The 12,278-nt window shown below is 61.0% G+C and carries 13 protein-coding genes and 1 pseudogene; 3 read left to right on the top strand and 11 right to left on the bottom strand.

Going from position 1 to position 12,278, the window contains the following annotated elements; all coding sequences use genetic code 11:
• Positions 1–33: 33 nt before the first annotated feature.
• The 3 genes and pseudogenes from AC3FKG_RS29485 to msuE all read right to left on the bottom strand — a co-directional run bounded on the left by AC3FKG_RS29485 (position 34) and on the right by msuE (position 2,559).
• A protein-coding gene (locus AC3FKG_RS29485) for an IS3 family transposase (RefSeq protein ID WP_488742417.1) occupies positions 34–1,583 on the bottom strand; the annotation gives its coding sequence in 2 pieces (ribosomal slippage) (positions 34–1,097 and positions 1,097–1,583; 1,551 coding nt in all).
• Positions 1,584–1,655: 72 nt separating this feature from the next.
• Positions 1,656–1,934, bottom strand: a pseudogene (locus AC3FKG_RS29480) (putative oxygenase MesX); the annotation flags it as partial.
• A gap of 43 nt (positions 1,935–1,977) precedes the next feature.
• Positions 1,978–2,559 carry an FMN reductase gene (gene msuE / locus AC3FKG_RS29475; protein WP_483714468.1) on the bottom strand — a complete coding sequence of 194 codons (582 nt, stop codon included), beginning with the start codon at positions 2,557–2,559 and terminating at the stop codon, positions 1,978–1,980.
• A 112-nt stretch (positions 2,560–2,671) separates the two neighbouring features.
• Here msuE and AC3FKG_RS29470 point away from each other — a divergent pair, with 112 nt between their 5' ends.
• Positions 2,672–3,586, top strand: a complete 915-nt coding sequence (locus AC3FKG_RS29470; protein ID WP_483713543.1) for a LysR family transcriptional regulator — start codon at positions 2,672–2,674, stop codon at positions 3,584–3,586.
• Positions 3,587–4,046: 460 nt separating this feature from the next.
• Here AC3FKG_RS29470 and AC3FKG_RS29465 read toward each other — a convergent pair whose 3' ends face one another.
• Genes AC3FKG_RS29465 through AC3FKG_RS29430 form a run of 8 tightly spaced genes read right to left on the bottom strand, consistent with a single transcriptional unit; the run spans position 4,047 to position 11,013 of the window.
• Complete coding sequence (locus tag AC3FKG_RS29465) at positions 4,047–4,505, bottom strand: nuclear transport factor 2 family protein (protein WP_483713599.1); 459 nt, start codon at positions 4,503–4,505, stop codon at positions 4,047–4,049.
• Complete coding sequence (locus tag AC3FKG_RS29460) at positions 4,502–5,296, bottom strand: SDR family NAD(P)-dependent oxidoreductase (RefSeq protein ID WP_483713600.1); 795 nt, start codon at positions 5,294–5,296, stop codon at positions 4,502–4,504. The genes AC3FKG_RS29465 and AC3FKG_RS29460 overlap by 4 nt, the downstream gene beginning before the upstream one ends.
• Before the next feature lie 10 nt (positions 5,297–5,306).
• Entirely contained in the window at positions 5,307–5,843 is a 537-nt protein-coding gene (locus AC3FKG_RS29455) for a DUF3833 domain-containing protein (protein WP_488744835.1), read from the bottom strand.
• Positions 5,840–7,135, bottom strand: a complete 1,296-nt coding sequence (locus tag AC3FKG_RS29450) for an MFS transporter (RefSeq protein ID WP_488744834.1) — start codon at positions 7,133–7,135, stop codon at positions 5,840–5,842. The genes AC3FKG_RS29455 and AC3FKG_RS29450 overlap by 4 nt, the downstream gene beginning before the upstream one ends.
• Positions 7,132–7,686: a chalcone isomerase family protein gene (locus AC3FKG_RS29445; RefSeq protein WP_488744833.1), complete on the bottom strand. Its 555-nt coding sequence runs from the start codon at positions 7,684–7,686 to the stop codon at positions 7,132–7,134. The genes AC3FKG_RS29450 and AC3FKG_RS29445 overlap by 4 nt, the downstream gene beginning before the upstream one ends.
• A gap of 1 nt (position 7,687) precedes the next feature.
• Positions 7,688–8,932: a class I SAM-dependent methyltransferase gene (locus AC3FKG_RS29440; protein ID WP_488744832.1), complete on the bottom strand. Its 1,245-nt coding sequence runs from the start codon at positions 8,930–8,932 to the stop codon at positions 7,688–7,690.
• A gap of 30 nt (positions 8,933–8,962) precedes the next feature.
• Positions 8,963–9,724, bottom strand: coding sequence for a DUF1365 domain-containing protein (locus AC3FKG_RS29435; RefSeq protein ID WP_224009470.1), 762 nt, complete (start codon positions 9,722–9,724; stop codon positions 8,963–8,965).
• A complete protein-coding gene (locus AC3FKG_RS29430; RefSeq protein WP_488744831.1) occupies positions 9,721–11,013 on the bottom strand; it encodes an NAD(P)/FAD-dependent oxidoreductase in 1,293 nt (430 codons plus the stop codon). Before AC3FKG_RS29430 ends, AC3FKG_RS29435 begins: the two co-directional genes overlap by 4 nt.
• Before the next feature lie 111 nt (positions 11,014–11,124).
• Between AC3FKG_RS29430 and AC3FKG_RS29425 the strand changes: the two genes are divergently transcribed.
• Together AC3FKG_RS29425 and AC3FKG_RS29420 are read left to right on the top strand one after the other, a co-directional pair.
• On the top strand, positions 11,125–11,745 hold the full coding sequence (locus AC3FKG_RS29425; RefSeq protein ID WP_488744830.1) for a TetR/AcrR family transcriptional regulator: 621 nt from the start codon (positions 11,125–11,127) through the stop codon (positions 11,743–11,745).
• A 144-nt stretch (positions 11,746–11,889) separates the two neighbouring features.
• On the top strand, positions 11,890–12,278 hold a 389-nt coding region (locus AC3FKG_RS29420), incomplete at its 3' end, for a transposase (protein WP_488743530.1).

Genomic DNA, 12,278 nt, shown 5'->3' with positions numbered 1-12,278 from the left:
CGGCGTGTGTCAAGGTAGTTGTCGCGTCCGCCGCTATGCTGCTTTCCGGTACTCCTTAGGCTCCAGCTCAGCCCGCTCGGGGTTCAGGTAGACCACTGGATCCAGCTTCCAATTCCGGATTCCCCGCGACCAGCGCTGCGGGTGCCGGGCGCGCGCAGCCTGATACACCACCATTCGTCGCGCCAGCAGGGGTATCGCTTCCCCGCGGTGCCGCTGGTTCGGCGTGACATACTTCAGCCCGCTGTGACGGTGCTCCTCGTTGTACCAACGCACGAACCGATGCACCCATTCACGCGCCTGTTCCAGCGTATCGAATGGCCTCTCGGGCCACAGCGGGCAGTACTTGGCCGTACGGAACAACGCTTCGGCATAGGCGTTGTCGTTGCTCACGCGTGGGCGGCTGTATGACGGCACCACGCCCAGATCCTGCATCGCAGCGCGCATGCTCAGCCCCTTCATGACGCTGCCATTATCAGAGTGCAGCACCAGCGGCCGCCCAGCCGTTTGCTCGCGCAGACAGCCCAGTTCGAGCAGCCGGCGGGCATGCTCCACCGACTCGCTCTCGTGCACTTCATTGACCACCAGCTTGCGGCTGTAGATGTCCTGCATCATGTACCAGTAGAAGAAGCGACCCTTCACCGTAGTGGGCATCCACGTGATGTCCCAGCACCACACCTGATTGGCACCGTCTGCACGATGCGTGGTCGGCGCGCGGGGCTTGGCATTGTGACTGCGTCCACGTCGCCGGCTCTGCCCTGCAGCCCGAAGCACACGGTAGAACGTCGATTCCGACGCCAGGTAGCGGCCCTCGTCGGCCAACTTCGGCACGATCTGGTGCGGCGTCAGGCTCTCGTAGCCAGGCTGGTTGGCCGCTGCCAGCACGGCCTGCCGTTCTGCCTCGCTGAGCTTGTTCGCCGGCACCGGGCGCTGCGCTCCCGGGCGGCCATCCTCTGGCGCATGGCGCCAGCGCTGCAAGGTGCGCTCACTCAAGTCCAGTTCCTCGCAGGCCCTGGACTGGCGTGCACCGCTCTTTACCGCTTCATCGATCAACGCAATGGCATCGCGGCGATCCGAGACGTTGATCAGTCTTCCTCGTCCCTTCCCCAGATCGCCTCGGCTTTTTTTCTCAGCACCAGCAGCGCTGCTGTCTCAGCCAGCGCCGCATCCTTGCGCTTGAGTTCGCGCTCAAGATCCCGGATCCGCTTCTGAGCCGCCTGTTCCTCGCGGCGCTGCGCCAGGTCAGGCTTGTCTGGTGTCTTGGCATTGGCCTGCTCGCACGCGGCCCGCCACGCCCGGATCTGTTCCGGCTGAATACCCTTCCTGCGGCAGTATTCGGACAGCTCCGCCTCACTCAGGGGCGCCGTCTCCAGCACCACTCGGAACTTGTCCGCACTGGACCACTTATCACTTTGTTTGCCGTTGCCTGGCACAACCTTTCCTTGCTCTCGGGCCGCGTTGCGCCAGTTGCGCAGGCACACCGTTGTAATGCCTGTCTCCCTGGCCAACTCCGCCACCGACCGGTTCAAGGGCGGCTTCATCTGCTCGACCACCCATTCTTTGTACTCCGCCGGATAAGGCTTCATCTTCCAACCGTTACCGCCCCCCATTGTCCTTCATCGAAAGGCAGCGAGGCGACAACTATCCTGACATGGAGGGATCAATGGAAATACATCATTGCTGATTTTGGTATCAATATTCATCTCAACGGAGATGATCTCGAGTTCGACAGAGTAGCGATCTCCCGTCGGATTGTCCCAGTGCGCCAGGTCATTGAATCGATTGTCAATCATCCTCAGCGTCTTGCGCAGGTTCTGCTGTCGACTGTTTCCCCGGGCCAGGTTGGCAAAGTTGGTGGTTATGCGCGTGCTGTCCGATGGGTGATAGTTTTCATCGAAGCAAATGCTCTTGAGTTTAAAGGTAAGCTCGTTGTTCATTGCGATCTAGTGACCTAATTTCTGAGAAAAAACGATTCTTGTTTCAGGCCACAACCACTTCCTCGGCCAGAGAGGGCCTGGCCTGGCGCGCCAGTTCGACCAACGGCAATGCCCGTTGAACAGCCAGTCTGGCCCGCTCGATCACGGCCTCGTCCTGCAGGCAGTAGTCCACGAAGTCCTTGTCGGTCGCGTAGACCCCCAACGGCAACGTGCGTGCCTGGAAGAAGCTGAACAGCGGCCGCAGTTGGTGGTCGATCACCAAGGCGTGGCGCTCGCTGCCGCCGGTGGCAGCCAACAGGACGGGCTTGTCGATCAGGGCGTCCTGATGAATGAAGTCGAAGAAGTGCTTGAACAGTCCCGTGTAGGAGCCGCGAAAAACGGGCGTTACCACAACCAGCACGTCAGCTTGCTCGACCACTGCAAGTTCCTGCTCCACCGTGCCGGATAGTTGGGACCTCCAGACCGCGCCAGCAAGCAGAGGTGCAATTTCTCCCATTTCGATCAGGCGCTGTTGGCATGGGACTTCGTCGGCGATCAGGTCCAGCAGGTGCTCTGCCAGGAATGCAGACCTGGAGGGGCGTTGCAGTCCACCGGAAACCGCTACTACACGGAGTGGATGTGTCATTTCTGCTTTCATGGATTGATATGCGCGGCGCCGAATGGGGAGGATGCTATCGGCGGCAATCCATGATGTAAAATGGTCTTATTTCATAAATTCATGAATGTGAGTCATTCAAATGCTTGAGCGTATTCACCTCAGCATCGTTCAGCAGGTCGAGAAACAAGGGTCGTTGACTGCCGCCGCTGGCGTGCTGAATCTGACCCAATCGGCTCTGAGCCACAGCGTGAAAAAGCTGGAGCAGCAACTGGGCACCGACGTCTGGCTACGCGAAGGGCGAAGTCTGCGACTGACACAGGCCGGTCAGTACCTGCTGGCGGTGGCGAACCGGGTGCTGCCGCAACTGGACCTGGCCGAAGAGCGCCTGGGCCAATTTGCGCAGGGCGAACGCGGAGCGCTGCGCATCGGTATGGAATGCCACCCTTGCTACCAGTGGCTGCTCAAAGTGGTTTCTCCCTATCTGGCTGCATGGCCCGATGTGGAGGTGGACGTCAAGCAGAAGTTTCAGTTTGGCGGGATAGGGGCGCTCTTCGGCTACGAGATCGACCTGCTGGTCACGCCTGACCCACTTTTCAAGCCGGGGCTGAAGTTCGAACCAGTGTTCGACTACGAGCAGGTGCTTGTCGTGCCCAGAGGCCATGCGCTGGCTTCGGCGGCCTATGTGAAGCCCCAGCAACTGACCCAGGAGGTGCTCATCAGCTACCCCGTGGACATCGAGCGCCTGGACATCTACAACCAGTTCCTGTTGCCAGCCGGTGTCACACCCAGGCGCCATAAAGCCATCGAAACCACCGACATCATGCTGCAAATGGTAGCAAGCGGGCGCGGTGTGGCTGCGCTACCGCGCTGGCTGGTCGAGGAATACGCAGCCAAAATGGACGTGGTGCCCGTGCGGCTGGGCGCGCGCGGTATCGCCAAGCAGATCTTCCTAGGGGCACGCGAGGCAGATACTGGCATCGACTACGTACGGTCCTTCATTGAGCTGGCACGCCAGCCTGCCCCCACCATCACCCTTGCACAAGGAGCCAACTGAAAAGTTTGGCAAGATTCTTTGACGCTCGAAGAACCAAGGCTCGCTGGCAACATCATCACCGATACAGTTTTCGTACTGAACCGCGCCCCCGGCGGGGTAACTGAATCGACCAGCTTTTTATAGATAGCTAGACCTATCAATTGTCGAAGTTGTCTTTGCCGCGCTGGTACCAATGTCTGCTATTGATGTCAGCAGACATTGGCATAGAAGAACTGAACGGCTGCTGCCAGCCTGAAGCCGCCAGACAGACAAAGATGCTGATCGACTGCTTCTGGCCGTAGACGGCCATCCGCGCGGCACCAACGCCGCTACGGCCGCGAAACCCCGTAGCCGGCAGTCCTCGGCGTTCTGCCGATTCCTCGGCATGACCCGGAGCGTCGGTCAGTCAGGGCCACTGGCGTGGAGTCGCTGCCGGAATTTTTCCCGCTCCTACGCGTCTGTGAGGAAGCATGGTCAGGGTCTATGCAACCTTTGCAGAAAAGCGTTTGCATAGCCATGTCGCCGGGAATCGTATCAATGGCAATTGGCGCCAAAGCGTGGCGGCGTCCCAGAAATCCTGATGACTTGCGACCAAGCCATCCTCGTCAAAAGACAAATGGGTGCAGCCCGGAACATCGAAGGCATGCTGGCGCACTCTCCCCGTGAATGTCCATGCAACAAAGGCTTGTGCACCGCTGCCTATCTTCGTGTGAAATGCAAAACGAGGTGTCTCGACGGTCTCGAACATATGCTCGAAAACGGTACGGATGGCCGCGATGCCGCAGACTTCGTTGAACGGATCACAGAAGCGCGCCTGGGTTGCGTAATACAGGTCCAGACGTTCCAGCGACGAAGGCGACAGCGCGCCATACCATCCCAGTAGCGCGGGAAGGGTGCGCGGCGCAGGGGCAAATTGATTGTGTGGCATGTCGGTCATCATGATTCATGGTGGCGGGTCAATCGCTGTAGCAGCCCCAGGCTGACGCGGTACGGCAGCAGGCTGATCAGGCGAACCAGACGCGTAAAGCGTTGTGGGAACGCGATCTCGAAGCGACCGTGTTCCAGTCCGGCGACAATTGCTTCCGCTGCACCCTCCGGCGTCATGAGCGCCGGCATTCGGAAGTCGTTGCGCGCCGTCAGACGAGACTTGACGAAGCCGGGATTGATCAGGTAGACCCCCAGTCCGTGCGCATGGAGTTCGGCGTACAACAGCTCCGCAAGATTGATGAGGGCTGCCTTGGATGGGCCATATAGCGTGGCGCTGGGTAACCCGACGTACCCGGCGACGCTTGCCACAATGGCCAGTCCGCCCGATCGCCGCGAAAGCATTCGTGGCAGGACGACACTTAGACCGTAATAGACACCACAGACGTTGGTCTCCAGCGTGTCGTGCGCTTCCCGCGCTTCCAGTTGCCAGGGGCGAAGCGGACGGTAGTCGGCCGCGCAAAATACAACCAGATCCACGCCTTCCCACGCTTCGCACAACGCGTCGTGAGTCGCCTTCCAGTCGTCCGGCCTGCGCACATCCATGGTGAGCACGACGCCTTTGGGATGGCTTTCGATCACCGCGAGCAAGGCATCGGTTCGTCGGCCCGAAACCGCGACCCATGCCCCCTTTGCAAGCAATGCTTTGGCGAGTGCTGCGCCTATCCCGCTTGACGCGCCGACCAGCCAGACGCGCTTGCCATGCCAGTCGCGCAGCCGAGGGTTGAGGTGCAGACCGAAGGCCATGTCCGGATTCCTATGGAGCCGGGCGACGAAAAACAATTGTCACCTGCCCAACTTCAAAGCCGAACTTCGTGACGCGGGCGCGGTTGATCATCGTCTGCGGATCGATAAGCACCATCATGTCGTCGAACTGCACGTGGTACAGCTTTCCATCGACGGGCAATTGCATGGTATAGCGCCAGCGCAGAACATTGCCTGCGGCCTCTCCCATGGCTGCACCAACGATATCGGGCGCCTCGCCTCGCCACGTACCGTCGGGCTGGCGATCGAGGGTCCATGTCCGTTCCTGTGTCGTGCCATCGCTGTAGCGGAATGCTTCGTGCAGGACGAACTGCTGCTGTGACATGCGCCCATCAAGGGCTACATGGAACCGTTTGACGACTTCGCCATTGCGCTTTTGGAACATTCCCCATGCTTCCGTCTTGCCGCCAAAAAACTGAGTGACCTCCAGCACTGGGTGCTCATGGGCGTACCGGCTCACATCGGGTGCGCTACACGCCGTGCCAAAGCTTGTAGCGATGCCAAGAACCAGGGCGGTCAGGGCTCTCATTGAAGTTCCTCCGATACGAGGCGTGACGGCATTTGCAATGTGGAAAGCGCACCCAACTTGAGCAGGCAGGGAAGGCCTGCGTAGGTGCAGGCGAGTGCCATGCCAGGGATACCCGTGGCGGGAAAGCCTGGCACATAGCCAAGCCAGGCCAGGCCGGGCAGGGTGAGTGCCGAGATAGCCAGACATAGCTTGCCTGTCAGCGTCCAGATACCGAAGCAGGCGCCGGCCCCCTCGCCGTCGGGTAGGCACTGCGCGAGAATGACAGGCGGTATCGCAAGATCGGCCCCCAGCGCAAAGCCACAGGCGACACATATCACGAGGAATGGCACCACGTCTCCCCGACCCAGTGTGGCCGCCCACACGAACGCCGCGATGGCTACCCATATTGCTGCACGCCACGCCCGTTGAGGGCCAATCCGTCTTGAAATCCCTACCCAGACTGGAAGTCCCATCGCGGCAGCCAAAAAGTAAATCGCGAGACCGGGTGTGACCCATCGAGGTGCCCCCAACCGATCTTCGATGAAAAAGACGGCCAGGGAGGCCGGTATTGCGACAGACAGTCCATTCAGGAAATAAGGCAGCAGAAGCATGCGGAACGGAGGGTTGCCCAGCACGGTCCTCGAGACGCTTACGATCAAAGGGCGGAGACCGCCGTGGCCCGATCGGCCGGTCCGACCGGGTGGCATCCTTTGCCAGGGAGGGGCGAAGCGGAGCACCCAGATTGCGCCGATCAGCAGAATGGCAAAGAGTGCGATGAACGGGACCATGGCGTTTCGCGGCGCCAGGTCGTTACGTCCGAGCAGCCAGGCGGGGCCCGCACTGGCAATGAGGACACCAAGAACGCCCGCACCCTCTCGCCACGCGGCTGCACGCGTCAACGCGTCGCAATTGAGCCCCAGGCTTGCGCCCCATGCGAGGTAAGCGACATTCATAAAGCTGTGTGCGGCGTAGACAAGGACCAGGGCGGCGGCGAACCAGGCCGTCAATGCCCACCCTGAGACCGGCGGCATCCATAAGGCCGCAAACGCCGCAATGAGGCATAGGGAAGTCGCCCACAGCGCAGGGCGCAGGCGACGGCTACCCGCCAGCGCATCTGCCCAGCGCCCGAGCCATGGATCTTGCACGGTATCGACAAGGCGGGTGAGCATCAGGACGAGTCCCGCCGTGGACAACGGCATGCCCAGGCGCGAGGTGTAATAGGCAGGGGCCAGGATATAGATGGGCAGCGCGACCATGGCAAGCGGCAGGCCCAGGGCACCGTAAGCGATGAGGGAAGGCGGGCGTATCGTCATCGTGCCGGTCCGAGGAGCTTCTGACGCAATGCCGGATCCCGCGTCGATGGGTCAAGCCAGATGGCAAAGAACGCGCGCGCCAGGACCGGATCGTCGAGCCGGCCAGTTTCACGGTCATTGGCGTAGAAGCGCGCACCCTGCGCCGGCGAGTACACGCCGGTCAGGCAGTCCCCCGCGCGAACGTCGACTAGTACACGGGAAAGCGCATGGCGCCAAAGATCGGATGTCGTGTCGGACAACGAATCGCCGTAGATACGGCGGATTTCATCGATGCTCGTTTCCACCAGGCGCTGCTGCGGAATGTCTCTGGCGTAGATGAGACGTAGCGCGAACGGCGCTTGTAGTACGTCCGGCGAGTTTGCCGCAGCCGCGGCGCCGCCGGAGACTGGTGGGCGGGCCATCCAGAGCTGCGCGACATAGACGCGCAGTCCGAGCCACCGATACTCGCCCTGGCCGATCATCCGCGCTTCAGGCAAGCTTTCCCGGCACGGCTCGGCGGCAATGCCGGGCAGCGCGGCGCATGCAAGAACAAGGGCTGCCAGACGGGCCATGCTAGTCCTTGCGCGTGAGAAGGAATTGCATGACGTCGGTGCGGCCCGCGTCGAACCCGACCTCGCAATAGCAAAGATAGAGCCGCCACATGCGTATGAATCCCTCATCAAAGCCAAGCGTCAGGATCTCTTCCACATGATCTTCGAATTGCTCGCGCCATCGCCGGAGGGTTTCGGCGTAGTCTTTGCCGAAGGCTAACACCTTGCAGCTCGAAAATCCGGCTCTGTCGGCTGCCCGGGCAAATCGCTCAGGGCTTGGCAGCATTCCGCCGGGAAAGATGTACTCGCGGATAACATCGCTGCTATGCCGATAGGCGTCGAAGCGAGCGTCATCAATCGTGATTGACTGCACCACCGCCTGGCCTTCCGGGCGAAGCCTTCGGGATACCTGGTCGAAGAACGTGGGCCAGTAGGCTTCTCCGACTGCCTCGAACATCTCGATGGACACGATGGCATCGTAGGTGCCATCCAGATCACGATAGTCGCGAAGCTCCAGCTCGACACGGTCCGTCAGGCCTGCCTGCTCAACGCGCGACTGGGCCATCGCAAGCTGGGCGGCCGAGATCGTGACGCCGTGCACCCGCACGCCGCGCCTGGCCGCGTGTAACGCGAACCCGCCCCAACCGCACCCGATTTCCAGCACGTGCATGCCTGGCTCCAGCGCGAGCACGTCACAGATATGCGCGTACTTGGCTTCCTGTGCCTCTGCCAGCGACCGTGCGCTGCGACCCTCAAAGTATGCCGCGGAATAGCTCCAGGTTTCATCGAGCCACAGGGCATAGAACGGATTGCCCAGGTCATAGTGGGCATGGATGTTCCTTCGGCTGCCGTTGCGCGTGTTCCTGCGGAAAAGATGTCGCAGTTGATACCAGCGTCGGCTCAGCCATCCTCCCTGGACGGCGCCTGACAGGGCCGATTCATTCTCGAGGGCCAGGTGCAGCAAGGCGACCAGATCAGGGGTGTCGACCCATCCGGCGCGGTAGGCTTCAGCAAAGCCGATATCCCCAGCGCGCATGACGGCTTCGCACGCGCGCCAGTCCAGCAGCGTCAGCCGAGCCCCCGGCGCCTGATGCGGATCGCCGTAGATCGCCTCCTGCCCGTCCGGCCGTAGTAGCACCAGATGGCCCACGGCCAGGCGGTCGAGCGCGGCCAGGAACATCCTGGCGAATACGGACGTCCGGGACGGCAGCAGGGTGGGGATACAAGGTTCTAGCAGTGCACGCTGGCTGGAAGGCAGGCGGTTCATATGAAGGGGCGATGCCAGACAGAGGTGGGATTAGCCGACAGGCGGTACCGAAGGCGGTTGCTTTCCATGAAACGGAACCGACATTCGCCACAGACGCAAGGCCTGCCAGTGGATGCGTACAATGACCGCGATAGCAGCCCACGGCTGGCTTGCCAGGATTGTCATCATGCCCCCCAGCGTCAGGGGTGCTTTGCGGCCACCGATCGACGTACGAAGCACGAGGCCGCCGCTGTCGTCGTAATAGTCAATACCGACGTGCGCTACATCGTCTGTTTCGCGCACCCGAAAGGCGTAGTGTCCTTGCACCGTGTTAAAGGGCGACACATGCAGGCACTTTCGGGTAGCAAGGACGGTGGACGCCTGGATGGCGCCGAGGTCCGGCGCGGTGACAAGGTAGGCGTGGTGATCCCCGAACGTGTTATTCACATCGGCGACAAGCGCCCGCAATGCACCGGCCTTGTCGTAGCAATACCAGAAGCTGACCGGATTGAAGGCGTAGCCAAAGATGCGTGGCGAGGTCTGCAACCAGATCGGTCCGTCGTCTGGCAGCCCCAGGTCAGCCAGGCGTGGCCGAATCCATCGGCCGAGCCCGGTGCCATCGCGCGGTCCGTAGTCGCGTGTGTAAAGGCTCACGAGCCGCGGATGGTCGACCCCAAACCACCAACGCCGCAGGTTCGGCAGCGCATCGATGTCGACACGCAGGCAAAAGGTGGGGTACACGAAGCGATGGCGCGCGGGGCGCAGGCGTTCGTGCATGACGCGGCAGCGCAGGAGCCATGCAGCAGGCATCATAGTCGCGACCAGGCTGGCAGGGCGCCGAAGTCGCGGGCCACCCGCAGGGCCGACTTCAGGCCATCTTCGTGAAAGCCGTATCCGGTCCACGCGCCGGCGTACCAGGTCCGTCGTTCGCCCTGCAGAGCGGGCAGCCGTTGCTGTGCCGCAATGGCCGCGAGGTCGAACACGGGATGGGCGTAGTGGAAGCGGCGCAGTTCCGTGCCAGGCGCAGGCTCCCGAAACGCGTTCAGGGTAACGACGACGGGCGCGCGAAACGGCAAGGGCTGCAACTGGTTGAGCAGATAGCTCACACAGACCGCACGTTGAGCGTCACCGTGCTGGCGGCCCAGGTAGTTCCAGGCTGACCATACGCGCTGACGACGAGGCAAAAGCGTGGCGTCTGTGTGCAGGATCGCGACATTGGACGCGTAGCGCACGCTGCCCAGTACATCACGTTCGGCGGGTGACGCGTCGGCCAGCATCCGCAGCGTATCGGGCGCGTGCGTGGCGAACACGATGGTATCGAAGCGTGATGTGCCTTCGTCCGTCATGACAGTTACACCGGCTTCATCGCGGCGCACCGCGCGCACGGCAACCCCAAGGCGAACATCATTGAGATGGCTGGCAATCCGGTTCACGTATTGGCGGGCGCCGCCGGCGACGGTGCGCCACTGCGGCCGGTTCCGGACCTGCAGGAGCGCATGATTCATGCAAAAGCGCAGGAACGTCGCGGCAGGGAAGCGCATCACGTCGGCGGTCGCGCAGGACCAGATGGCGGATGCCATGGGCAGCAAGTAGTGCTGACGAAAGGGTTGCCCGTACTGGCCTGCTTGCAGCAGATCTCCCAGAGAGCAGCCGCTGTTTTCAGCGAACGCCAGATGTGTTTGCGCGGCGCCATTGAACCGTACGATGTCCCGGAGCATTCCAAGGAATGTTGGGGAAAACGCGTTGCGTCGCTGCGCGAACACCGTACTCACATTGCTGCCGGCCCATTCGAGGCGCCCATCGTCAAGCGAAACTGCGAAGGACATATCGCTAGCGTGAGAACGCACACCCAGCGCCTCGAACATCGACACGAGATTGGGGTAGGTGCGGTCGTTGAACACCAGGAACCCCGTGTCCACGGGACAGGTGTAACCCTCCAGCGTGACGTCGACCGTATTGGTATGCCCGCCCAGATAATGGCCCGCCTCGAAAAGCGTGACGGCGTGGTCCCGCGAGAGCATCCAGGCTGTCGCCAGGCCTGAAATCCCAGCGCCTGCAACGGCAATCCGCAGTCCCTTCTGAGTGACCAAATATGCGCTCACGCTGCACCTTTCTGGCTTTTTTAGCGGTTGTTGATGCGGTTTGGAGCCGGGGTGCTAACATACCCCTACTGTCTCGGAAAGAAGGTTACTGCATAGTAACGAAATTTACAAATGGGTATTTTGGGCAAGCTCAGCTTCAAGGACCAAACCTTTCGCTTACGCGAGGACGCGATTCTGGACGCGACGACGCGTATCCTGGCGGATAAGGGGTTCGACCTGATGACGATGGACGATGTCGCCGGCGAGGTGGGCATATCGAAGCCCATCCTTTATAAGCATTTCAAGTCCAAGGACGACCTCGTGGGCGCTGCGATGATCCGACTCATCGATGGCGCCATCGACTTCCTGGAGCACCTGCCGCAGCAGGAAACCGCAATGGGGCGGTTGCGTGCGCTCCTTGCGTGGGCGCTACGCGTACGACTCGAAGGTGGCCTGCCGTTCCTGCCATCCACCAGCCCGCATGTGCGCGAAATGCTAACGCACAACCTCAGCTACGTAACGCGCGTATTCAAGCTCAACGGCATCTTGAAGGGGCTGGTAGGGGAGGCAAAAAAGAGTGGCGATCTGGATACCGCACTGCCAGACGATGTGATTTTGTTTTCCTATTATTCGCGGACCTGTGATCCTGCGGTCGAATACCTGCGTCTATATGCAAAATTGGATGACGAGCGAATCGTCGCGCATATGCTCGATGTGTGTTTCCATGGGATCGCTGCCACGCCTAGCCGCTAAAAGCCTGCGGGTAATAAAAAGAGCGATACGGTCTTCTCGGCCGCTGGGTGAATAGGAGCCGGAGACGGGCGGTGATCGACCGAGGCTGTGTGAAAACGTCCCGATCGCCTAGACTGAGTCAACGCATTCAGACTGGGGGATCGGATGAAGCGATTCATAGAGGGAGAAGACCGCAAGCAGGCTACGCTGCTTCCAGAATGCCTCGATGATTTCATCGCCGAGGATAACCCCGCCAGGATCATCGACGCGTTTGTTGAAGAGTTGGATCTCGAGTCGCTCGGGTTCGAAGGTGCCAATCCCTCAACTACAGGTCGCCCCTCATATCATCCTGCCGTCCTGCTGAAGATATACATCTATGGCTACCTCAACCGGGTCCAGTCCAGCCGCCGTCTGGAGCGCGAATGCCAACGCAATATAGAGCTGATGTGGCTGACCGGTCGACTGGCGCCGGACTTCAAGACGATTGCAGACTTCCGCAGGGATAACAGCACAGGCATTCGCAATGTCTGCCGTCGTTTCGTTGTGTTGTGCCG

This window comes from Cupriavidus sp. 22TCCZM04-2, assembly GCF_057798895.1.
Note: the sequence above shows the minus strand (reverse complement) of the source record. Positions and strands in the feature narration are given on the sequence as shown.

Coding starts and splice junctions, on each gene's coding strand:
- msuE (WP_483714468.1), bottom strand. CDS start 2,559: ATGACACATCCACTCCGTGTAGTAGCGGTTTCCGGTGGACTGCAACGC.
- AC3FKG_RS29470 (WP_483713543.1), top strand. CDS start 2,672: ATGCTTGAGCGTATTCACCTCAGCATCGTTCAGCAGGTCGAGAAACAA.
- AC3FKG_RS29465 (WP_483713599.1), bottom strand. CDS start 4,505: ATGATGACCGACATGCCACACAATCAATTTGCCCCTGCGCCGCGCACC.
- AC3FKG_RS29460 (WP_483713600.1), bottom strand. CDS start 5,296: ATGGCCTTCGGTCTGCACCTCAACCCTCGGCTGCGCGACTGGCATGGC.
- AC3FKG_RS29455 (WP_488744835.1), bottom strand. CDS start 5,843: ATGAGAGCCCTGACCGCCCTGGTTCTTGGCATCGCTACAAGCTTTGGC.
- AC3FKG_RS29450 (WP_488744834.1), bottom strand. CDS start 7,135: ATGACGATACGCCCGCCTTCCCTCATCGCTTACGGTGCCCTGGGCCTG.
- AC3FKG_RS29445 (WP_488744833.1), bottom strand. CDS start 7,686: ATGGCCCGTCTGGCAGCCCTTGTTCTTGCATGCGCCGCGCTGCCCGGC.
- AC3FKG_RS29440 (WP_488744832.1), bottom strand. CDS start 8,932: ATGAACCGCCTGCCTTCCAGCCAGCGTGCACTGCTAGAACCTTGTATC.
- AC3FKG_RS29435 (WP_224009470.1), bottom strand. CDS start 9,724: ATGATGCCTGCTGCATGGCTCCTGCGCTGCCGCGTCATGCACGAACGC.
- AC3FKG_RS29425 (WP_488744830.1), top strand. CDS start 11,125: ATGGGTATTTTGGGCAAGCTCAGCTTCAAGGACCAAACCTTTCGCTTA.